The following is a 21,297-nucleotide window of genomic DNA, read 5'->3' as shown; positions in this document are numbered from 1 at the left end:
TCAGCCCAGCAGGACGTCGTCGTCGCCCAGGCGCTTGAGCTCCCGGTAGAGGATGGCGAGGCCGGTGACGATGGCGGCGGCGGACACGGCCGCGTCGATCAGCCGGAGCGTGTCGTTCTCGAGGCGGGCCTTCTTGGCCTGCTTCGCGACAGTGACGGCACCGAACGCGGTGGTGGCGATGGACAGGTATGTACCGGACTTCGACTTCTTGAAGCCCTTGGCCTTCGACAGTGCCTTGCTCACAGCGACGGAGCCTCCTCGATCAGCGGGTGACCCCAGCGTTCCACGAACGCGGCCTCGACGGCGGCTCCCACCTTGTAAAGGCGGTCGTCCTGCAATGCGGGGGCGATGATCTGCAGGCCGACCGGGAGGTTGTCCTCCGGGGCGAGGCCGCAGGGCAGCGACATGGCCGCGTTGCCCGCGAGGTTCGTCGGGATGGTGCACAGGTCCGCGAGGTACATCGCCATCGGGTCGTCGGCACGCTCGCCGATCGGGAAGGCGGTGGTGGGCGTGGTCGGCGAGACGATCACATCCACCTGCTCGAAGGCCTTCTCGAAGTCGCGCGTGATGAGCGTACGGACCTTCTGGGCGCTGCCGTAGTACGCGTCGTAGTAGCCGGAGCTGAGCGCGTACGTGCCGAGCATGATGCGGCGCTTGACCTCGTCACCGAAGCCCGCCTCACGGGTGAGGGCGGTGACCGCTTCGGCGGAGTGCGTGCCGTCGTCGCCGACCCGCAGGCCGTAGCGCAGGCCGTCGAAGCGGGCGAGGTTGCTCGAACACTCGGACGGGGCGATCAGGTAGTACGCGGACAGGGCCAGGTCGAAGGACGGGCAGTCCAGCTCTACGATCTCGGCGCCCAGCTCCTTGAGGAGCGAGACGGACTCGTCGAAGCGCTGGAGCACACCGGCCTGGTAGCCCTCGCCGCGGAACTGCTTGACGACGCCGACGCGCATGCCTTCGACGCTGCCGTTGCGGGCGGCCTCGACGACGGCCGGTACGGGCGCGTCGATGGAGGTGGAGTCGAGGGGGTCGTGACCGGCGATGGCCTCGTGGAGGAGGGCCGCGTCCAGAACCGTACGGGCGCAGGGCCCGCCCTGGTCGAGGGAGGACGAGAACGCCACCATGCCGTACCGGGAAACCCCGCCGTACGTCGGCTTCACACCGACCGTGCCGGTGACGGCCGCGGGCTGGCGGATGGAGCCGCCCGTGTCGGTGCCGATGGCGAGGGGCGCCTGGAAGGAGGCGAGGGCGGCGGACGAACCGCCACCGGAGCCGCCGGGGATCTTGGTCAGGTCCCACGGGTTGCCGGTGGGCCCGTACGCGCTGTTCTCGGTGCTGGACCCCATGGCGAACTCGTCCATGTTGGTCTTGCCGAGGATGACGACGTCGGCGGCCTTCAGCCGCTTGGTGACGGTGGCGTCGTAGGGCGGAATCCACCCTTCGAGGATCTTGGACCCGACCGTGGTCGGAATCCCCTCGGTGGTGAAGATGTCCTTGAGCGCGAGGGGCACACCGGCGAGGGGCCCGAGCTTCTCGCCCCGCTCCCGCTTCTCGTCGACGGCACGGGCCTGGGCGAGCGCCCCCTCCCGGTCGACGTGCAGGAAGGCGTGCACCTTCTCGTCGACGGCCTCGATACGGGCGAGGTGGGCCTCCGTGACCTCGACAGCGGTGAGCTCGCCGGAAGCGATCTTGCCCGCGATCTCGGCCGCGGTGAGCCTGATGATGTTGACGTTGCTGTTGTCCGTCATGGTGATTAGTCCTCCCCCAGGATCTGCGGCACCTTGAAACGCTGCTGCTCCTGGGCCGGGGCGCCGGAAAGCGCCTGCGCGGGGGTGAGCGACGGACGGACCTCGTCCGCGCGCATGACATTCGTCAGCGGCAGCGGGTGGGAGGTCGGCGGTACGTCTTGGTCGGCGACCTCGCTGACGCGGGCGACCGCGCCGATGATGTCGTCGAGCTGGCCGGCGAAGTGGTCGAGCTCTTCGCCCTTCAGCTCCAGACGCGCCAGCCGGGCGAGGTGGGCGACCTCCTCGCGCGTGATGCCAGGCATGCAGCGATCCTCAGGGGTGAGTGTGTGTGGTTTGGCCCAATCCTATGGGGCGCGGCCGGGTAGCCGTACATCGGTTTCCCGGCACCCACTCGCTGCGGGGATCTGTGGGGGATTGGGGCGCTCCACTCGCAGGGCCGACGGCGAGGGTCACCCACGGGAGAACCCGCACCCGGCAGACGAGCGTCACGGTGGTGCGGGCGAGCGTCACGGTGGTGCGGGCGGAGAACCCCGAAACCGGCCGGAGGCCGGGTGCACCCCCACCGACCGGCGGAGCTACTCGTCGGCCGCCGCCGCGGGCAATGCCGCAGCCGGCCGCTGCCACCCCCGAGACCCCCGAGCCCGAAGCCACGCGGTCGTCTCCTCCGGAGGCATGGCCGCCGCGACGAGCCACCCCTGGACCGCGTCACACCCGAGATCCCGAAGCCGCTCCCACGTCTCGTCGTCCTCAACCCCCTCGGCGACGACAAGCAGCCCGAGCGAGTGAGCGAGATCGACAGTGCACCGGACGATCTCGGCATCCTCGTTGTCGTAGGCGAGCCGCGCCACGAACGACCGGTCGATCTTCAGCTCGCTCACGGGCAGCCGACGCAGATGCACCAGCGACGAATACCCGGTCCCGAAGTCGTCGAGCGACATCTTCACGCCGTGCCCGGTCAGCCCGGCGAGGGTGTCCGCGGCCCGCTGCGGATCCTCCAGCAGCACATGCTCGGTTATCTCCAGCTGAAGCGCCCCCGGAGGGACCCCGTGCCGAGCGAGCCGCGCGGCCACCGCCCCCGCGAACCCGGGCGTATGCACATCCCGGGGCGACACATTGACGGCAACCGGGACATACAGCCCCTGAGCCCGCCACCGCGCCACCTGCGCGAGCGCCGTCTCCAGTACGTACTCGGTCAGATGCGGCATCAGCCCGGACGACTCCGCGATGGCTATGAACTCGTCCGGCGGCACCTTCCCGCGCTCGGGATGCACCCACCGCACGAGCGCCTCAAGCCCCGCCACCTGCCCGTCGAACCGCACCTTCGGCTGATAGTGCAACTCGACGTCTCCGGCGTCGAGCGCCCGCCGCAGATCCCCCAGAAGCCCCAGACGATCGGGGGTGTTGGAGTCCCGCTTGGACTCGTACACCTCCACCCCCGTACGGTCCCGCTTGGCCTGGTACATCGCGACGTCCGCCCGCCGCAGCAACCCCTCCGCGTCGAGCGCGTGGTCGGGAAAGACGGCGAGCCCGGCACTGGCCTCGAGCACGAGCGTCAGCCCGTCGAGGTTGAGCGGCGACCCGAGCGCGGCGACGAGATTGCGCGCGACCCGCGTCGCGGACGTCGTCGAGTCGGCGATCGGCAGCAGTACGGCGAACTCGTCCCCGCCGAGCCGCGCGGCCTCCGCCCCGCGCGGCAGCGCGACCCGCAGCCGGTCCGCTATCTGCAACAGCAGTCGGTCCCCCGCGAGATGCCCAAGCGTGTCATTCACAGACCGGAAGCGGTCCAGATCGATCAGCATCAGAGCAGAACGCGCACCGATCCGCTCGGCATCGTCCAGCGCCCGCCAGGTCCGTTCGAGCAACCACTGACGGTTCGGCAGTCCGGTGAGCGGATCACGCAGTTGCTCCTCGGCCCGGGCTCGCGCTATCCAGAGCGTGGAGTCGAGAGCGATGAGGGGGACCGAGAAGAGTGGCAGGAGCACGGGGAGGGCGACGGCGACGACACAGATCAGCGGGGCGATGCCGAGCAGCGCGACGGCGACGAGCCCCTGTCTGACCAGGGCGGTGCGGGCCACCGTCGGCAGCCTTCCCGTACGCGGCGCATGGAGGTACCAGAGGAGCGCACGGGTCACCGCGAGATACGCGACGGCCACCAACACCACCTCGGGCGCGGTGTAGATGGTCCAAGTCTCCGGTTTCCAGGGCGTCTCGACGGACGGCACCCGGCCGAACACGGCGAGCACCAGCGCCCCGGCGCCGATGCCGAGAATGTCCACCGCGCCGTGCAGCACGCCCTGCCGCCAGCGGTGACGGCGGGCTATGCCGACGAGGACGACGACGGTGAGGCTGACCATTCCGGCAGGCACCCAGCCGTACAGCAGCAGCACGGCGAGGGTGAGGGCCGCGCCGGAGCCCGTGCCGCCCCACCAGCGGGAACGGCCCAGCGCGACCAGGTGGCCGACGATGATGCCGACCAGGACGGCCAGCGCCCAGCCGACCGAACCGGACGGAAAGAGCGCGTGATGCCCGGTGAACGCCCCGTAGAAGCCCGCGCTCAGCACGAACCCCGCCGCCGCGACGACCGCCGTGGGCAGCGTGGGCCAGGACATCTGTCGCTCGGATTCCTGGCCCGGCACGGAGGAGTGGGATCCGGGAAGGGGGGTGAGGCTCCGCGGGCCGCGCCCGTACGCCACGATGCGCTGCCCCGCGGCAAGCCCCTCCGTATCCGGTCGCTTTGTCGACCGCCCGGTCCGGCGGCCCGCTCCGAGTTCCCGGCTTCGCTCCAGCAAGGGGTATCCCCAGCGCCGCACGCCGGTCACCCAGCGTGGGCGCAGCCGTGAGTCCGGGGCGGCGCTCTCGGTCGGTTCCATTCCCGTCCCTCTCACAGCCGGCGGTGCCCACGCCACGCGGCCCGATGCCCGACTAACCTTCAACGGCACCGCGTCTGAAAACCCTTCCCCATAGCTCCTGAAGAGCAGGGGATGCCCCAACCGCAGCTGGGCACGGCAGGCGCACACCTCAACAGTAGGCCGCAGAAGGCTTCCACGGGCAGCGGTCGTAGACGGTTGCCCGAATGCGACCCGGCCACCCGTATGCATCTGGTATGCGCCAAACGGGTGGTCTTCAACCCCTACTCCTCGATCGGAAGCGCGACTTCGGCCGCCGCCTCCGGTCCCTGTTCGAGTAGGACGGCGAAGCCCTCCTCGTTCAGAACCGGCACTTTCAGCTGCATTGCCTTGTCGTACTTCGATCCAGGATTGTCACCCACAACGACGAAAGATGTCTTCTTCGAAACCGAACCGGTCACTTTCGCTCCCCGGCTCTGCAGTTCTTCCTTCGCTCCGTCACGCGTGTGATGTTCGAGGGTGCCGGTGACGACGAGGGTGAGTCCTTCGAGCGGGCGAGGCCCCTCGTCCTCTCCGGAGCTCTCCTCCTCCATACGGACTCCGGCGGCTTTCCATTTGCGGAGGATCTCCTGGTGCCAGTCCACGGTGAACCACTGCTTCAACGAGGCGGCGATGGTGGGCCCGACGCCCTCGACGGCGGCCAGTTCCTCCTCGGTGGCCTGCTCGATGCGGTCGATCGAGCGGAACTCGCGGGCCAGCGCCTCGGCCGCGACCGGGCCCACGTGCCGGATCGAGAGCCCGGTGATGATCCGGGCCAGCGGGCGCTCCTTGGCGTCCTCGATGTTCTTCAGCATCGCGAGCGCGTTCTTCTTGGGAGTGCCCTCCTGGTTGGCGAAGACCGTGGCGATCTTCTCCTCGCCCGTCTTCGGGTCCCGCTTGGGCAGTCCGCTGTCCTGGTCGAGGACGTACGCCTTGATGGGCAGCAACTGCTCGATGGTGAGGTCGAAGAGGTCGCCCTCGTCCCCGAGGGGCGGCTCGGCGGGCTCCAGCGGCTTGGTGAGGGCCGCGGCGGCGACGTATCCGAAGTTCTCGATGTCCAGGGACTTGCGCCCGCCGAGGTAGAAGAGACGCTCGCGCAACTGGGCCGGGCAGGTACGGCCGTTGGGGCAGCGCAGGTCGATGTCGCCTTCCTTGGCGGGCGCCAGCGGTGTGCCGCACTCGGGGCACTCGGCGGGCATCACGAACTCCCGCTCGCTGCCGTCGCGCAGGTCGACGACCGGGCCGAGGATCTCCGGGATGACGTCACCGGCCTTGCGCAGCACCACCGTGTCCCCGATGAGGACGCCCTTGGCCTTGACGACGTCCTGGTTGTGCAGCGTCGCGAACTCGACCTCGGAACCGGCCACGGTGACGGGCTCCACCTGCGCGTACGGCGTGACGCGGCCCGTGCGGCCCACGCCCACGCGGATGTTGACCAGCTTGGTGTTGACCTCCTCCGGCGCGTACTTCCACGCGATCGCCCAGCGCGGGGCGCGCGAGGTCGAGCCGAGGCGGCCCTGGAGGGGGATCTCGTCGAGCTTGACGACCACTCCGTCGATCTCGTGCTGCACGGAGTGGCGGTTCTCTCCGTAGTAGGCGATGAACTCCCGCACTCCGTCGAGGTCGTCGACCACCTTGCTGTACGGGGTTGTCGGCAGGCCCCACGCGTGCAGCAGGTCAAAGGCCTGTGAGAGGCGGCTCATACCGTCGAAGCCCTGAAGGGCGCCGATGCCGTGCACGACCATGTGCAGCGGGCGGGTCGCGGTGATGCGGGGGTCCTTCTGGCGGAGTGAACCCGCCGCCGCGTTGCGCGGGTTGGCGAAGGGCTTGTCGCCCGCCTCCACCAGGCGGGCGTTGAGCTCCTCGAACTTCTCCATCGGGAAGTAGACCTCGCCTCGGATCTCCACGAGATCCGGGATGCGGTCGCCACTGCGGAGACGGTCGGGGATCTCCGCGATCGTCCGGACGTTCGGCGTGATGTCCTCGCCCGTGCGGCCGTCGCCGCGGGTCGCCGCGCGCGTGAGGCGACCGTGCTCGTACGTGAGGTTGACCGCGAGGCCGTCGACCTTCAGCTCGCACAGGAAGTGGTGATCGGAGGTGCCGACCTCCTTGGCTACGCGGTCGGCCCAGCCGGCCAGCTCCTCGTCGTCGAAGGCGTTGTCGAGGGAGAGCATGCGCTCGCGGTGCTGGACGGCCGTGAACTCCGTCTCGTACGCGCCCGAGACCTTCTGGGTCGGCGAGTCGGGCGTGCGCAGCTCCGGGTACTCGTCCTCCAAGGCCTCCAGGGCGCGCAGAAGCTTGTCGAAGTCCGCGTCGCTGACCACCGGCGCGTCCTTCACGTAGTACCGGAAGCGGTGCTCCTCGATCTGCTCCGCGAGCTGCGCGTGCTTCTCCCGTGCCTCGGCGGGCAGGGGTTGTGCAGACGAGGCAGTCTGTGCGTCCTTGTCGCCGGCCACCGTGTTGTCCTCCCGTTACTCTGGGTTCTCCGCGAGGGATCTCGCCGCCCGGACGCAGTGGCCCATCGCCCTGCGCGCGTACTCGGGGGAAGCGCCCGCGAGTCCGCACGCCGGGGTGACCGTGACCGCGTCCGTGAGAAGCCCCGGATTCAGCCCCAGCCTGCGCCACAGCGTCCTGACACCCATGACGCTACCGGCAGGGTCTGACAATGGGCCGTCCGTGCCCGGCACGACACCGGCGAAGAGCTTCGTGCCCCCTTCCACCGCTTCCCCGATCGTGTCGCCGTCACGCTCGGTGAGCAGTGCGAAGTCGAAGGAGACCGCGGCCACGCCCGCCCTGCGCAGCAGGGCGAACGGCACGTCGGGTGCGCACGAGTGCACCACCACGGGGCCGCCCTTGTTCACCCCGATGACGTCCCGCAGCACGGCCTCGACCGCCTGCCGGTCCATGGCCCGGTGGGTTCGGTAACCGCTCGCGCTCTTCACCTGCCCGCGCAGGACGGCGATGAGAGAGGGCTCATCGAGCTGCAGCACGACGTCGGCTCCCGGCACCCGCCGCCGCACCTCGTCGAGATGCGTCCGCAGCCCCTCGGCGAGCGACCCGGCGAGATCCCGGCAGGCGCCGGGGTCGGAGAGCGCCACCTCGCCGTTCTTCAACTCCAGGGCGGCGGCCAGCGTCCAGGGCCCCACGGCCTGCACCTTCAGCGTCCCCTCGTACCCCTGCGTGAACTCCTCGATGGCGTCGAGGTCTTCACCGAGCCACGACCTGGCCCGCTTGGTGTCCCGCCCCGGCCGGTCCCCGATCCGCCACCCGCTGGGCTCCACGCGCGCGTACAGCTCGACCAGCATCCCGGCGGTCCGCCCGATCATGTCGGCGCCGGGGCCGCGGGCGGGCAGCTCCGCCAGATGAGGCATGCCTGTCTCCGGACCTTCGAACGTCCCGGTCACGGTCTTGGCGGCTTCCCGGGCGTCCTCGCCCGGCATCGACCCGATCCCTGTCGCCGGGCCGGGCCTGAACTCGCGTTGGCTGGGGGTGCGGGGGGCGTCCCCCGGGAAAATGGTGTCGCTCACACCGGAAGCCTACGTAACTCTCCGGGGGTCAGCTCAAGGCCCGGTACACCCCGTGCCGGTCCAGGAACCGCCGCAGGCCGTCGGGGTCGGCGATCTCCAGGTTGTTGCCGAAGCGACCGCGCTCCCAGGCGATGTCGGTCTCTCCGTGGAGGCTGCCGCTGCCGACGAACTCGCCGTCGGCGTCGAGCAGGGCGAAGGTCAGGCTGCCCAGACAGCGGCAGAAGTCACCGAGGAGTTCGCCGGTCGTGGTGAGCGTACGCAACTGGGCCAGGTCGTCCGGCTCGAGCACCTCAGCCCCGGATCCGACGTTCGACGAGCGGCCCGCCACCGTCCCCGCCCTGGAGGATCACAGCGGCCTCCGTGCGGGCCCAGACCTCGTCGAGCCAGGTGCCGATGCCGTCGCCGTTCGCCGAATCCGTCATCGCCCCGGCCGTACCGTCACATCGTTGACCTCGGCGTCCCGCGGCAGGTCGAGGGCCATCAGGATCGTCGTGGCGACGGACTCGGGGTCGATCCACTTGGACGCGTCGTACTCCTTGCCCTCCTGCTGGTGGACCTTGGCCTGCATGGGGCTGGCGGTGCGGCCGGGGTAGACGGAGGTGACGCGGACGCCGTTCGCGTGCTCCTCGTGGCGCAGGGAGTCGGCGAGGGCCTTCAGGCCGTGCTTGGAGGCGGCGTACGCGGACCATTCACGGCCGGCGTTGAGACCGGAACCGGAGTTGACGAAGATCACATGACCCTGGGTGACCCGGAGTTGGGGCAGGAAGTGCCGGGTCAGCTCGGCGGGGGCGATCAGGTTCACGTTGAGCTGGTGGCGCCACGTCTTGGGGGTCAGATCGCCGACCGTGCCGAGGTCGATGACGCCGGCGATGTGCATCAGGGAGTCCACCCGGTCGGGAAGCGTCTGGTGGGAGAACGCCCAGGACAGCCGGTCCGGGTCCGCGAGGTCGCCGACCAGGGTCCGGGCCCCGGGAAACTCCCCGGCCAGCTCCTTCGCGCGGCCGGCGTCGCGCGCGTGCAGCACGAGTTCGTCCCCGCGCGCGTGGAGGCGACGGGCGACGGCCGCGCCGATGCCGGAACCCGCTCCGGTGATCACATGTGTAGCCATGTCCGCCATGCTCGCATCACCCGTATATCCGGTTCGTCTCCGGGGCTGCAGCCCCTCCAGCTCACTGCGTGCCCCGGCTCTCCTCCAGGTAGGCCAGCGCCCCCACCGGCTCCTCGGCGAAGAAGACCAGGTCCGTGAGGGGCCGCGGCAGGAAGCCCTCGTCCTCCATGCGGCGGAACTGCTCCTTCAGGCCGTCGTAGAAGCCCGCCGTGTTGAGCAGGACGACCGGCTTGTCGGTGTGCCCGTGCTTCTTCAGCTCCAGAATCTCGGTCGCCTCGTCCAGCGTCCCCGTACCGCCGACCATGATCACCACGGCGTCGGCCTTCTCCAGGAGCAGCGCCTTGCGCTCGGCCAGGTCCCGCGCGATGACCATCTCGTCGGCGCCCGCCCGTGCCTTGGCCGCCAGGAACTCCACGGAGACGCCCAGCAGATACCCGCCCGCCTCCTGCACCCCGTCGGCGACCACCTTCATGAGCCCGACGTCGGAACCGCCCCACACCAGTGTGTGCCCGCCCTTGCCGAGCAGCTCGGCGAACTCGCGGGCGGGGCGCGTGTAGCGCTCGTCGAGGTCGGCGGCGGAGAGGAAGACACAGATTTTCATGGCTCCACGCTACGGGCCGACACTGACATCACGAACCGGATCTGACATCAAGGGCAGGCTCCGGCATCGCGGTCACGCGCATCTTCGACTGACGGTGCGGCAGGGCCTCCCAGTCGTCCATGAAGCGCGCCGACAGGCCGTGTTTCGCGGCGAGTTCGACGAGTGTCTCCGTGCGGTAGTAGAAGTCTTCGTGCAGGACCTGGTGTTCCCTGCCCTCGGTCCGGTCGTAGGTGAAGTCGAAGAACCCGCCGGGCGCGAGGACACGGCCGACATGGGCGAAGCACTCTTCGATGACGTGCGGCGGCGAGTGCGAGAACACACTGTGCGCGTGCACCACGTCGAAGTGCGCGTCGGGCAGGAAGGCGAACGTCAGGTCGTCGGTGAGCGTCAGGTGGGGCAGCCGATCCTGAAGGCCTTCGCGTACGAGGGTGTCCTGGGCGGCGATCAGGATGTCCGGCGAGATGTCGATCCCGTAGTAGTGGCCGCTCTCCAGGTAGTCGATGAACAGCCGCCCGGCACGCAGGTTCCCGCAGCCGATCTCCAGCATCCTGTGCTCCGGCTTCAGGCCGTGCCGTACCAGGTAGTCGAACTGCATCCGGCCGATCTGCGTCCACCGGTCGCGGGACGGGTTGTGGCCCACGGCCGCTTCGGGACAGCGCGCGGCGTCGGAGGCCATCACCGCCCTGTAGTACGCGATGTGATCACGGCCGTATCTGAGTCGCAGCCAGGCGTCGCGCGCGGCACGACGCGCGTGCGCGGGCACCCTCCGGGGGTGCCGCAGTGCGTAGCGCACCTGGTGGGCGAGGGCTTTGCGGTTTCGGGTCAGTCTCGGGGCTCCCATGAGGACCTCCGCCGGGAAGAAGCCAGGGAAAGGGAAGAGGACGAAAGAGACGACAGGAAGAGAGGGAAGAACACGACAGCAGCGTGCGCTGTACCCGTCAAGACCGCTACCCGAGGAGGCCGAAAAGCCGTGACCCAAGGCCACCGCATCACCATCGAGCAGGGCACCGAGCATGTACGGGTCGTGCACGGCGGACAGGTGCTCGCGGAGAGCACGCGCCCGCTGCTGCTGCACGAGACGGGCCTGCCCGTGCGCTACTACCTCCCTATGGAGGACGTACGCATGGATCTGCTGACACCGTCGGACACCCACACCCACTGCCCGTTCAAGGGCGACGCGTCCTACTGGTCGCTGCCGGACGCCCCAGACCTCGTCTGGACGTACCCCGACCCGAAGCCGGAGGTCGCCGAGATCAAGGACCATGTCTGCTTCTACGAAGTAGAAGCCGTCTGAGTTCAAAAGCTTCAAAAGGCGAAGAAGCGAGGGCGTAGTGAGCGCATCCGAGTGAGTACGTCAGTACGCCAACGATGAGTTCCGGGCCGTCGGACAGTCCTCACAGTCATGGACAAGAAAACGATCTCGCGCGACGGCACACCCATCGCGTACGAAGTCAGCGGTGAGGGCCTGGCGGTCATCCTCGTGACCGGAGCCATGGCCACGGGCGCCTCCGACGCGCCTGTGGCCGCGCTCCTCGCGGACCGCTTCAGCGCGGTCACGTACGACCGCAGGGGCCGTGGCGACAGTGGCGACACGGCGCCGTTCGCGGTGGCCCGGGAGGTCGAGGACCTCGCGGCGCTCATCGAGGCCGTGGGCGGCAGCGCGGCGCTGTACGGCATGTCGTCGGGTGCCGCCCTGGTCCTGGAGGCGGCGGCGAGCGGGCTGCCGGTCAGCGCGGTCGCCGTATACGAACCGCCGTTCGCCGTCTACGAAGGGGGCGAAAAACAGCGCGCGGAATACACCGAACGCCTCACCGAGCTACTGGCCCAGGGGCGGCGCGGGGACGCGGTGGAGTTGTTCATCGCGCTGACCGGCGCACCCCCCGAGGTGATCAGGAGCATGCGGCACTCCCCCATGTGGCCGGGCATGGAGGCGGTCGCCCCGACCCTCGCGTACGACAACGCGGTCATGGGCGACGGGCTGGTGCCGCGGGAGCGGCTGGCCTCCCTCACGGTGCCGGTGCTGGCCCTGGCGGGCGGCGCGAGCCCCGAGTGGATGCGCGAGGCCGCCCGGGCCACGGCGGAGGCGGTGCCGGACGGGACGTACCGCGTGCTCGACGGTCAGGGTCACATGGTGGATCCGGAGGCACTGGCGCCGACGCTGGCGGAGTTCTTCGCGACGTATCGCACGCGCGCGGGGCAACGGCTGTTGAGCGTCCCGGCCCACCACGCGCGCGTGGCAAGCACCTTCGACGTAGCCGGGCCACCCAGCAGTACTGCGGTCGGCCCGGCAACCGGTGCACACCCGACCGGGGAGCAGCCTCAGACCGCCGCGGTGGCCGCCGCCCGCGTGGTCGTCGCGATCGTCGCCGAGCCGACCACGCGCGTGTCGTCGTACAGCACGATCGCCTGGCCGGGGGCGACGCCTCGGACGGGCTCGGTGAACCGCACCCGGAGCTCGCCGTCGACGAGTTCGGCCGTCACGGTCGTCTCGCCGCCGTGGGCGCGGAGCTGGGCCGTGTACGTACCCGGGCCGGTCGGGGCGGCGCCGCACCAGCGGGGCTTGACGGCCGTGAGCGCGTTCACGTCGAGCGCGGCGGCCGGGCCCACCGTCACCGTGTTGTCGACCGGCGAGATGTCGAGGACGTACCGCGGCTTGCCGTCCGCGGCCGGCGTGCCGATGCGCAGCCCCTTGCGCTGGCCGATCGTGAAGCCGTACGCCCCCTCGTGGGAGCCGAGGACCGCCCCGGACTCGTCGACGATGTCGCCCTCCGCCTTGCCCAGCCTGTTCGCCAGGAAGCCCTGGGTGTCGCCGTCCGCGATGAAGCAGATGTCGTGCGAGTCCGGCTTCTTGGCTACGGCCAGGCCCCGGCGCTCGGCCTCCGCGCGGATCTCGTCCTTGGTGGTGACCGTGTCTCCGAGGGGGAAGAGGGCGTGCGCGAGCTGGCGGTCGTTCAGCACTCCGAGGACGTACGACTGGTCCTTGGCCATGTCGGAGGCGCGGTGCAGCTCGCGGGAGCCGTCCTCGTTCACGATCACCTTGGCGTAGTGGCCGGTGCAGACCGCGTCGAAGCCGAGGGCGAGGGCCTTGTCGAGCAGGGCGGCGAACTTGATCTTCTCGTTGCAGCGCAGGCAGGGGTTCGGGGTGCGCCCGGCCTCGTACTCGGCGACGAAGTCCTCGACGACGTCCTCGCGGAAGCGCTCGGCGAGGTCCCACACGTAGAAGGGGATGCCGATGACGTCCGCGGCGCGGCGGGCGTCGCGCGAGTCCTCGATGGTGCAACAGCCACGCGCGCCCGTGCGGAACGATTGAGGGTTCGCCGAGAGGGCGAGGTGGACACCGGTCACGTCGTGCCCGGCTTCCGCGGCTCGGGCCGCGGCAACGGCGGAATCCACGCCGCCGGACATGGCGGCGAGTACACGAAGGGGGCGGGGGCGCTGCGTGGTCTCAGTCATAGCCCCTCCAGGGTACGGGTCCTCGGGAACCGGAGCCTTCGAGTATCCGTTCAGGACTACATGCACGATCAGGCGGGGGAGACGACGAACGACCCGGACCGGCACACCGGCGACTCCGTGCGCCGCAATGGCGACTCGGGCCGGCGCAGCCGCGACTCGGACCGTCGCAGCGACTCGGACCGGCGCGTCGGGCGCCGGGCGCTGCTCATCGGCGGGGTGGCGGCCGCCGTGGGCACGGCCGTGCTGGCCCGCGACGAGCTGGGGCGCATGTGGTGGCGGCTGCCCAGTGTGAACAAGCCGCGCGAGGAGGGCGCGGTCGACTTCCGGGGCGCGCGCTGGATCGCGGCGTCCTCGGCGAACTGGCGGATGGCGGACCGGCCCGAGGACTACGGGATAGACCGCGTGATCATTCACGTCACACAGGGCAGCTTCAAAAGCGCCGTGAAGGTCTTCCAGGACCCCGGCCACGGCGCCGCCGCCCACTACATCGTCCGCAAGGACGGTCACATCACCCAGATGATCCGCGAGCTGGACGTGGCCTTCCACGCGGGCAACCGCGACTTCAACGAACGCAGTGTCGGCATCGAGCACGAGGGCTTCGTGGACCGGCCGCAGGACTTCACGGACGCGATGTATGAGGCGTCGGCCCGTCTGACGGCACGGATCTGTGCCCGGTACGACATCCCCGTCGACCGCGAGCACATCATCGGCCACGTGGAAGTGCCGGGCACGGACCACACGGACCCGGGGCCGCACTGGGACTGGGACCGCTACATACCGCTGGTGCGGAAGGCGGCGGCCGAACCGGCGGCCGACTCGTCCACGGGCAGCGCATAGCCGGGCGGTCCCGCCCTCGCGCCACTCCCGATCACCACTCCCGGTCAGCGCTCCTGATCACCGCTCCTGATCACCGCTCCCGGTCACCGCTCTCCGGCACCTCGGTCGGAGAGATTCCCCCGGCTCAGCCGACCGAAGGGAATCCCGGGCTCAGCCGGCCGGAGACACTCCCAGGCTCGGCTAGCTGAGCCCCGCCGTCCGGGCCCGTTCCACCGCCGGGCCGATCGCCTGGGCCACCGCCTCGATGTCCGTCTCCGTCGAGTTGTGGCCGAGGGAGAAGCGGAGGGTACCGCGAGCCAGGTCAGGGTCGGTGCCGGTGGCGAGGAGGACGTGGCTGGGCTGTGCCACGCCCGCCGTGCACGCGGAGCCCGTGGAGCACTCGATGTCCTGGGCGTCGAGGAGCAGGAGCAGCGAGTCGCCCTCGCAGCCGGGGAACGTGAAGTGGGCGTTGGCCGGGAGGCGTCCCTCGCTCGACGGGTCGCCGCCGAGGATCGCGTCCGGCACCGCCTTGCGTACGGCGTCGACCAGATCGTCGCGCAGTCCGCCGACCTCGCGGGCGAACCACTCGCGCTGATCGGCGGCGATCCGGCCGGCCACGGCGAACGCGGCGACGGCGGGCACGTCGAGCGTGCCGGAACGCACGTGGCGCTCCTGACCGCCACCGTGCAGGACGGGCACGGGGCTGTACTCACGGCCCAGCAGCAGTGCGCCGATGCCGTACGGGCCGCCGATCTTGTGGCCGGACACCGTCATCGCGGCGAGACCGGAGGTCCCGAAGTCCACGGGGACCTGCCCGAAGGCCTGGACGGCGTCGGCGTGCAGCGGGATGCCGAACTCCCCTGCCACATCGGCCAGTTCACGGACCGGCATGACCGTGCCGATCTCGTTGTTCGCCCACATGACCGTGGCGAGGGCGACGTCGTCGGGGTTGCGGGCGATGGCCTCACGCAGAACATCCGGGTGCACGCGACCGTAGGGGTCGACCGGGAGGTACTCGACCGTGGCGCCCTCGTGCTCGCCGAGCCAGTGGACCGCGTCCAGAACGGCGTGGTGTTCCACCGGGCTGGCGAGGACCCGGGTGCGGGCCGGGTCGGCGTCGCGGCGGGACCAGTACAGGCCCTTCACGGCGAGGTTGTCGGCCTCGGTACCGCCGGAGGTGAAGACCACCTCGCTGGGGCGGGCGCCGAGGGAGTCCGCCAGGGTCTCGCGGGCTTCCTCGACCGTCCGGCGGGCGCGGCGGCCGGCGGCGTGCAGAGAGGAGGCGTTGCCGGTGACGGCGAACTGGGCGGTCATTGCCTCGACCGCCTCCGGCAGCATGGGGGTGGTCGCGGCGTGGTCGAGGTAAGCCATGGTGCGCCCGATTCTACGGGCCCACCGTCCTCGACCTCGGCCGGTGGGCCCGGCGGTACGGAGCCGCAGCGTGCGGCGCGGTGCGTACCGCGCCGGAGCCGGAGTTCGGTGCGGTTCGCGCCTCCCCCGGATCGGGGCTCGGCATCGGCCTCAGAAGTTCCACGACAGCGTGTTGTCGGCCGACACGAAGGCCATGAGAACCAGCAGGTCGGCGACGCCGAGGCCGAGGCCGAGGAAGGCGCGGCCGCGGCGGGTGGTGCCGCGGTGGAGGGCCACTGCGGCCAGTGCGATGGCGACGGGGCCGAGGAAGATGTTGAAGGCCAGGAGGCCGACGAGGCCGAGGATGAAGGACGCGACGGCCATGCCGTCGGCGTCACGGGCGGTGCTCCGGCGCCGCGGGGCGACGGTCGTGAGTTCCATGATTCTGCTCCCAACAGGCAGTCGTACGTGGTCGGTCGGTTCGGTCGGTCGGTTCGGTCGGTCGGTTCGGTCGGTTCGGTCGGTTCGGTCGGTTCGGTCGGTTCGGTCGGTCGGTTCGGTCGGTCGGTGTTTCGGTTCGATGTTTCGGTTCGGGGCGCGGTCAGCCGCTGGTCCCGCGTCGGCGGCCGTGGCGCTCGCGGACCGTGAAGACGGCCAGCCAGACGCCGATGACTGCGGCGGCGACGAGGGTGAAGGAAAGCGGCGCGTGGGCGACGGTGCCCAGCGTGACGCCCAGCAGCAGGAGCGCTGCGACGAGGAACAGCATGAGATGTCTCTCCTGGTGATCCAGCGAGTCACCGTTCCCGAAAGACACTCGGCGCCGAATGTTTCAGGGAGTCGACGACTCGGTGAACGCTTGTGGTTACAGTTGTTCACTGACTCTTGAGTCTAGCGCGTCCGACTGCTTTCCAATTCCAGAGAACAGTTGTTAACTGCATGGCATGAGTCACACCCTCGGCATCCGGCAGGCCCAGAAACGGAAGACCCGACAAGCGTTCCTGGACGCCGCGCTGGGCCTGCTGGAGGAGCAGAGCCTCAGCAGTCTGGGCCTGCGCGAGGTCACCCGGGCGGTCGGCGTCGCCCCGACCGCCTTCTATCGGCATTTCCACTCGACCGCGGATCTCGGTGTGGCCCTGGTCGAGGAGGCGCTGGGCAGCCTGCACCCGATGATCGCCGGCGCGGTGGCCGCGGACGGCGACAGCGATGAACGCATAGAGCGCGCCGTCTCCCTGATCGCGCGTCATGTGCACGAGTACCCCGCGCACATCCGTTTCATCGCCCGTGAGCGGAATGGCGGAGTCCAGAAGGTCCGGGCCGCGATCGCCGAGCAACTGGCCCGGTTCACCGACGAGGTGAAGGCCGCGTTGGCCGAGGACCCGGAGTCGGCCGGCTGGAGCGACGACGACCTGCTGATGCTGGCGGGCCTGTACGTCGACCAGATGCTGGTGACGGCCAGCAACTTCCTGGAGGCCGCCCCCGAGGAGCGGGATCAGGTGGCCCGCGTGGCGACGCGCCGGATGCGGCTGATCAGCATCGGGCGCCGCCACTGGCTGGGCTGACACGCAGCGCCGCGCGGGAAGTGCGGTATTGATTCTGCGGGTCGGCTGTGGCTGGGCGCGCCCCGCGGCGGAGCCGCAAATGTCACAGCCCCGCGCCCCTTCGGGGCTGTACCGCCATGCCGGTACAGCCCCGGCCGTGGCTCAACTCCCCCGCTTATACAGCTCCGTAATGGATACCGCCGCCCGTGCCAGTTCCTCTCGCACCTCGGGTGGCGAGAGCACCTCGAGACGGTCCCCGAAGGCGAGTAACAGCCGTGCCTCTCCCACGAATTCGTAGGCGAGCCGTGCGGTGACCCACGGGCTCGCCCCGTCGTCCTCGGGCAACTCGCTGAGGGCGCCGCCGTGCAGGCGCAGGAACAGGTCGAAGCGGTCGCGCCGCACCCGCACCGTCACGGCGATCCCGCCCGGCCGCTCCTCGACCTGGCGCCGCAACACCTCCCAGGCGTCGGCGAGTTCGACCCCGGGACGGCGCCTCACCGGTGCGTCCACCAGGTGGGCCGACCTCACCCGGTCCGCCCGGAAGAGCCGCGGCCTGCCACGCCGGTCGGCGACGAGGTACCAGACGCCCGCCTTTGCGACGAGCCCGTACGGATCCACGGTGTAGGTACGCGGCTCCGTGTCGCCGCTGTGCCGGTAGCTCAGCCGCAGCCGTCGGTCGGCGAACACGGCGTCCTGGAGGGTGGCGAGGTCGACCGCGGCCCGGGGGCCGCCCTTCCAGCGCGTGGCGTCGACGAGGACGCGTCGGCTGGTCACTTCGGCGGCGGGCCGGTACGGCTCCGGCAGCGCGGCCATCACCTTGCGCAGCGCCGAGCCGAGCGCCGCGTCCAGACCGAGGGCGGCGTGCGCTCCCTGGGCGGCCAGGATGAACAGCGCCCGCGACTCGTCGGCGGTCAGCCCCGTGACGTCCGTGCGGAACCCGGCGAGCAGCTCGATCCCGCCGTGCCGCCCGCGTTCGGCGTATACCGGGACGCCGGAGGCCGACAGTGCCTCGACGTCCCGGTAGATGGTGCGCACCGACACCTCGAGCCGCTCGGCGAGCTCGTGCGCGGGCACGCGGCCGCGGGTCTGGAGCAGCAGGAGGATGGAGAGCAGTCGGTCGGACTTCACAACCTCAGCGTACGAAGACGCGCGAAGCCGTACGGATCAGCCGAGCCGCACGCGTGCCAGCTGGCGTGACTGCGCGACCAGCCGGTCCGCGCTGTCCCACACCTCGGCGTCCTCCTCCAGGAAGCCGCCGGCGAGGTTGCGGGTGGTGATGGAGACCCGGAGGGGCCCCGGCGCCGGACGGCAGCGCACATGCACGGTCAGCTCGACGGTCGGTACCCAGCCGGACAGGCCCAGTTCGAACGCGGTCGGCGGCAGCGCGTCCACCGCGAGGAGCAGCGAGAAGGGGTCATGGTCCCGGCCGTCCGCGAGACCGAACCAGGACCGCATCTCGCCCTTGCCGGACGGCGATCCGAGGGCCCAGCCCAGAGTGGAGGGGTCGAGCTTGAGCATCAGCCGCTCGGTGAGAGCGGAACTGCCGGAGACGGGAGCGGGTCCGTCCTCGGGTCCGAAGCACTGGTCCAGCGGCGGGATCGCGGGCGGCTCGGCGCTCGTACGGACGTCGTCGGGCAGGGCGGCGAGGTCTCCGTACGAGGCGAGCACGCGGATCCGCTCGACCTCGCGGCCCTCGTCGTCGTACTGGAACAGGGAGGCCTGGCCGGTGGAGAGGGAGCGACCGGTGCGTACGACGTCCGTGCGGACGACCGCCGGGCCCGGCTGGGACGCGGTCAGATAGTGCGCGGAGATCGAGAACGGGTCGGGGTGCGGCAGGGCATCCGCGAGCGCGCGGCCGAGGATGGCCAGGAGATAGCCGCCGTTGACCGCGCTGATGATGGCCCAGCCGGCGGAGAGGTCGATGTCGTAGACACCGGGCTCGCGGCGGGTGACCGCGGTGTCGCGGTCGAACTCGCTGTCGCCGATCCTGGCCTGCACCGCCTGCAGAGAAGCTGCTTCAGACATGCCTGAACGGTACAACAGGAAATTACTAAGCAGTAGCTTTTGGTGTTTCGATCACGTGAAACGACGCCGTGGCGGCCTCACTCCCGCACCTCGACCGCCGTCGAGCGCCGGTTCCACGCCCGTGGCGCGCGCCAGTGGTACCGCATCGCGAGCAGCCGCAGTGTGAAGGCCGTCACGACGGCGAACGCGGTCGTGAGGGTGGAGAGCATGTCGTAGCGGATGCACAGGGCGACCATGGTGGAGCCGACGATCGCGGGTACCGCGTACAGGTCACGGTCCCAGCGCAGCAGCGACGGGACCTCGTTGGCGAGCACGTCGCGCAGCACGCCGCCGCCGACGGCCGTCGCCAGGCCCAGGGCCGCCGACGAGGTGAGGCCGAGACCGTACTCGTACGCCTTCGTCGTGCCCGCGACGCAGAACAGGCCGAGCCCGGCGGCGTCGAAGACGTTCACGCCGGTCTGGATGCGCTCCATCTCCGGGTGGAGGAAGAAGACCAGGAGCGCGGCCAACAGCGGGGTGAGGAAGTATCCGAGATCCGTGAACGCGGCCGGTGGTACGGCCCCGATGACCAGGTCGCGCAGCAGTCCGCCGCCCAGCGCGGTCACCTCGGCGAGGACGGCGATGCCGAAGACGTCGAAGTTCTTGCGGACGGCCAGCAGGGCTCCGGAGATCGCGAAGACGAAGATCCCGATCAGGTCGAGCACATGCTGGACGGACGGGCTGAAGAGTTGTTCGAGCACCGGCACATTCTCACCCCCGCCCGCCGGACACGCGCCGAGCGGGAGAGCGCATGACCTGCGCTCTCCCGCTCGGGTGCGGCTTGCTGGGGTACCGCTCGCGTACTGCCCCGGTTCGGGCCTACTTGTCGGTCGACTCCGGCCGGTCCGTGCCCGCCTCGGACGGCTCGACGGACGGCTCCTCGGAAGTCGGGGGAGCCTCGTCGGAGACCTTGCCCACCGGCTCCTCCGCGGACTTGGCAACCGGCGCGGCCTCGTCCGCCGAAACCGAAGCTGAATCAGAAGCCGAAGAAGAAGTCGAAGAAGAAGTCGGGGCTGAAGCCGAATCAGAAGCGGCGGCCGACTCCTCCGCCTCTATCAGCTCCGCCGCGGAACCCACCGCCACCAGATCGACCGCGTCGCGCGCGGCCGTCAGCAGAACCGTGTCCTGCGGCTGCTGGTCCTCGAAGTTCTCCGGGTGGTGGCAGGCCACCTGCTGACCGGGCTTCAGCTCCACGAGCGGCGGCTCGACGGTCTTGCAGACCTCCGTGGCCTTCCAGCACCGCGTGTGGAAGCGGCATCCGCTCGGCGGCGAGATCGGCGAGGGCACGTCGCCCTTGAGCAGGATGCGCTCGCTCTTGGCCGACCGACGCCTGGGGTCCGGGATCGGCACGGCCGACATCAGCGCCTTGGTGTACGGGTGCATCGGCGCCTTGTACAGCGAGTCGCGGTCGGCGAGCTCGACGATCTTGCCGAGGTACATCACGGCGATACGGTCCGAGACGTGCCGTACGACGGACAGGTCGTGCGCGATGATCACGTACGTCAGGCCCAGCTCCTGCTGGAGGTCGTCCAGCAGGTTCACCACCTGCGCCTGGATGGACACGTCCAGGGCCGACACCGGCTCGTCCGCCACGACCAGCTTCGGGTTGAGCGCGAGCGCGCGGGCGATACCGATGCGCTGGCGCTGACCGCCGGAGAACTCGTGCGGATAGCGGTTGTAGTGCTCGGGGTTGAGACCGACCACCGACAGCAGCCGCTGGACCTCTTTCCTGACGCCGCCCTCGGGCGTGACGCGCTGGAGCTTGAAGGGGGCGCCGACGATGGTGCCGATGGTGTGGCGCGGGTTCAGCGACGAGTACGGGTCCTGGAAGATCATCTGGACGTCACGGCGCATCGGGCGCATGTCGCTGACCCCGAGGTGCGTGATGTCCCTGCCCTCGAACTCCACGGTGCCCGCGGTCGGTTCGAGCAGCCGGGTGATCAGCCGGCCCATCGTCGACTTGCCGCAGCCCGACTCGCCCACGACGCCCAGGGTCTCGCCCGAGCGCACCTCGAAGTCGAGTCCGTCGACCGCCCGCACCGCGCCGACCTGCCGCTGGAACAGGCCCTTGCGGATCGGGAAGTGTTTCTGCAGCCCGGTCACCTTCAGCAGGGCCTCGCCGGGGGCGGGGTCCTTGGTGAGGGTCGCGCCCTGGACCGCGCCGTCGCTCTGTGCAGGGATGCTCACTGCCTTGTCCTCTGCGTTCT

Annotated in this window: 22 protein-coding genes and 1 pseudogene; 4 read left to right on the top strand and 19 right to left on the bottom strand. The window is 70.2% G+C overall.

All coding sequences use genetic code 11. The features are described 5' to 3' along the window. From ACTWQR_RS13300 to ACTWQR_RS13250, 11 genes are all read right to left on the bottom strand, one after another. Positions 1 to 243, bottom strand: a complete 243-nt coding sequence (locus ACTWQR_RS13300) for a hypothetical protein (RefSeq protein WP_443227226.1) — start codon at positions 241 to 243, stop codon at positions 1 to 3. Next, positions 240 to 1,748, bottom strand: coding sequence for an Asp-tRNA(Asn)/Glu-tRNA(Gln) amidotransferase subunit GatA (gene gatA / locus ACTWQR_RS13295; RefSeq protein WP_443227225.1), 1,509 nt, complete (start codon positions 1,746 to 1,748; stop codon positions 240 to 242). The genes ACTWQR_RS13300 and gatA overlap by 4 nt, the downstream gene beginning before the upstream one ends. 5 nt (positions 1,749 to 1,753) lie before the next feature. After that, positions 1,754 to 2,050 (bottom strand): Asp-tRNA(Asn)/Glu-tRNA(Gln) amidotransferase subunit GatC, encoded by a 297-nt coding sequence (gene gatC, locus ACTWQR_RS13290; RefSeq protein ID WP_003966094.1) that lies wholly within the window; start codon positions 2,048 to 2,050, stop codon positions 1,754 to 1,756. 273 nt (positions 2,051 to 2,323) lie between these two features. After that, positions 2,324 to 4,618, bottom strand: a complete 2,295-nt coding sequence (locus ACTWQR_RS13285; RefSeq protein WP_443227224.1) for a putative bifunctional diguanylate cyclase/phosphodiesterase — start codon at positions 4,616 to 4,618, stop codon at positions 2,324 to 2,326. Between the two features lie 260 nt (positions 4,619 to 4,878). Further along, a complete protein-coding gene (ligA, locus tag ACTWQR_RS13280) occupies positions 4,879 to 7,089 on the bottom strand; it encodes an NAD-dependent DNA ligase LigA (protein WP_443227223.1) in 2,211 nt (736 codons plus the stop codon). 15 nt (positions 7,090 to 7,104) lie between these two features. Next, entirely contained in the window at positions 7,105 to 8,148 is a 1,044-nt protein-coding gene (locus ACTWQR_RS13275) for a methionine synthase (protein WP_443227327.1), read from the bottom strand. Between the two features lie 40 nt (positions 8,149 to 8,188). After that, positions 8,189 to 8,449 (bottom strand): hypothetical protein, encoded by a 261-nt coding sequence (locus ACTWQR_RS13270; protein WP_443227222.1) that lies wholly within the window; start codon positions 8,447 to 8,449, stop codon positions 8,189 to 8,191. A 1-nt stretch (position 8,450) separates the two neighbouring features. Further along, positions 8,451 to 8,582 carry a hypothetical protein gene (locus tag ACTWQR_RS13265; protein ID WP_443227221.1) on the bottom strand — a complete coding sequence of 44 codons (132 nt, stop codon included), beginning with the start codon at positions 8,580 to 8,582 and terminating at the stop codon, positions 8,451 to 8,453. After that, entirely contained in the window at positions 8,579 to 9,277 is a 699-nt protein-coding gene (locus ACTWQR_RS13260) for an SDR family oxidoreductase (RefSeq protein WP_443227220.1), read from the bottom strand. The genes ACTWQR_RS13265 and ACTWQR_RS13260 overlap by 4 nt, the downstream gene beginning before the upstream one ends. 52 nt (positions 9,278 to 9,329) lie before the next feature. Then, positions 9,330 to 9,869 (bottom strand): TIGR00730 family Rossman fold protein, encoded by a 540-nt coding sequence (locus ACTWQR_RS13255; protein WP_443227219.1) that lies wholly within the window; start codon positions 9,867 to 9,869, stop codon positions 9,330 to 9,332. Between the two features lie 28 nt (positions 9,870 to 9,897). After that, the gene (locus tag ACTWQR_RS13250) at positions 9,898 to 10,710 is read right to left on the bottom strand and encodes a class I SAM-dependent DNA methyltransferase (protein ID WP_443227218.1); all 813 of its coding nucleotides are present in this window, start codon (positions 10,708 to 10,710) and stop codon (positions 9,898 to 9,900) included. Positions 10,711 to 10,839: 129 nt separating this feature from the next. Between ACTWQR_RS13250 and ACTWQR_RS13245 the strand changes: the two genes are divergently transcribed. Next, positions 10,840 to 11,163: a DUF427 domain-containing protein gene (locus tag ACTWQR_RS13245; protein ID WP_443227217.1), complete on the top strand. Its 324-nt coding sequence runs from the start codon at positions 10,840 to 10,842 to the stop codon at positions 11,161 to 11,163. Between the two features lie 108 nt (positions 11,164 to 11,271). Further along, a pseudogene (locus ACTWQR_RS13240) lies at positions 11,272 to 12,045 on the top strand (alpha/beta fold hydrolase); the annotation flags it as partial. 143 nt (positions 12,046 to 12,188) lie between these two features. Here the strand turns inward: ACTWQR_RS13240 and mnmA are convergent. Beyond that, a complete protein-coding gene (gene mnmA, locus ACTWQR_RS13235) occupies positions 12,189 to 13,322 on the bottom strand; it encodes a tRNA 2-thiouridine(34) synthase MnmA (protein WP_443227216.1) in 1,134 nt (377 codons plus the stop codon). Positions 13,323 to 13,382: 60 nt separating this feature from the next. Here mnmA and ACTWQR_RS13230 point away from each other — a divergent pair, with 60 nt between their 5' ends. Continuing rightward, positions 13,383 to 14,159: an N-acetylmuramoyl-L-alanine amidase gene (locus ACTWQR_RS13230; protein ID WP_443227215.1), complete on the top strand. Its 777-nt coding sequence runs from the start codon at positions 13,383 to 13,385 to the stop codon at positions 14,157 to 14,159. A 180-nt stretch (positions 14,160 to 14,339) separates the two neighbouring features. Here ACTWQR_RS13230 and ACTWQR_RS13225 read toward each other — a convergent pair whose 3' ends face one another. The 3 genes from ACTWQR_RS13225 to ACTWQR_RS13215 form a co-directional block, all read right to left on the bottom strand. Beyond that, positions 14,340 to 15,509 carry a cysteine desulfurase family protein gene (locus ACTWQR_RS13225; RefSeq protein WP_443227214.1) on the bottom strand — a complete coding sequence of 390 codons (1,170 nt, stop codon included), beginning with the start codon at positions 15,507 to 15,509 and terminating at the stop codon, positions 14,340 to 14,342. A 150-nt stretch (positions 15,510 to 15,659) separates the two neighbouring features. Next, positions 15,660 to 15,929: a DUF4190 domain-containing protein gene (locus ACTWQR_RS13220; protein ID WP_443227213.1), complete on the bottom strand. Its 270-nt coding sequence runs from the start codon at positions 15,927 to 15,929 to the stop codon at positions 15,660 to 15,662. 160 nt (positions 15,930 to 16,089) lie between these two features. Continuing rightward, complete coding sequence (locus ACTWQR_RS13215) at positions 16,090 to 16,254, bottom strand: hypothetical protein (RefSeq protein WP_443227212.1); 165 nt, start codon at positions 16,252 to 16,254, stop codon at positions 16,090 to 16,092. Between the two features lie 175 nt (positions 16,255 to 16,429). Here ACTWQR_RS13215 and ACTWQR_RS13210 point away from each other — a divergent pair, with 175 nt between their 5' ends. After that, positions 16,430 to 17,047 carry a TetR family transcriptional regulator gene (locus tag ACTWQR_RS13210; protein WP_443227211.1) on the top strand — a complete coding sequence of 206 codons (618 nt, stop codon included), beginning with the start codon at positions 16,430 to 16,432 and terminating at the stop codon, positions 17,045 to 17,047. 141 nt (positions 17,048 to 17,188) lie between these two features. On the opposite strand, the gene ACTWQR_RS13205 is transcribed toward ACTWQR_RS13210, so the two are convergent. From ACTWQR_RS13205 to ACTWQR_RS13190, 4 genes are all read right to left on the bottom strand, one after another. Beyond that, positions 17,189 to 18,154 carry a helix-turn-helix transcriptional regulator gene (locus ACTWQR_RS13205; RefSeq protein ID WP_443227210.1) on the bottom strand — a complete coding sequence of 322 codons (966 nt, stop codon included), beginning with the start codon at positions 18,152 to 18,154 and terminating at the stop codon, positions 17,189 to 17,191. A 36-nt stretch (positions 18,155 to 18,190) separates the two neighbouring features. After that, positions 18,191 to 19,051 (bottom strand): thioesterase family protein, encoded by an 861-nt coding sequence (locus ACTWQR_RS13200; RefSeq protein WP_443227209.1) that lies wholly within the window; start codon positions 19,049 to 19,051, stop codon positions 18,191 to 18,193. A 77-nt stretch (positions 19,052 to 19,128) separates the two neighbouring features. Next, positions 19,129 to 19,791 carry a trimeric intracellular cation channel family protein gene (locus tag ACTWQR_RS13195; RefSeq protein ID WP_443227208.1) on the bottom strand — a complete coding sequence of 221 codons (663 nt, stop codon included), beginning with the start codon at positions 19,789 to 19,791 and terminating at the stop codon, positions 19,129 to 19,131. Positions 19,792 to 19,909: 118 nt separating this feature from the next. Further along, positions 19,910 to 21,277, bottom strand: coding sequence for an ABC transporter ATP-binding protein (locus ACTWQR_RS13190; RefSeq protein WP_443227207.1), 1,368 nt, complete (start codon positions 21,275 to 21,277; stop codon positions 19,910 to 19,912). Positions 21,278 to 21,297: the final 20 nt, after the last annotated feature.

Source organism: Streptomyces sp. 2A115 (assembly GCF_052245575.1).
In the GTDB taxonomy this organism is placed as follows: domain Bacteria; phylum Actinomycetota; class Actinomycetes; order Streptomycetales; family Streptomycetaceae; genus Streptomyces.
The sequence above is the reverse complement of the archived record's forward strand: the minus strand, read 5'-3'. Positions and strand labels throughout refer to the sequence as shown.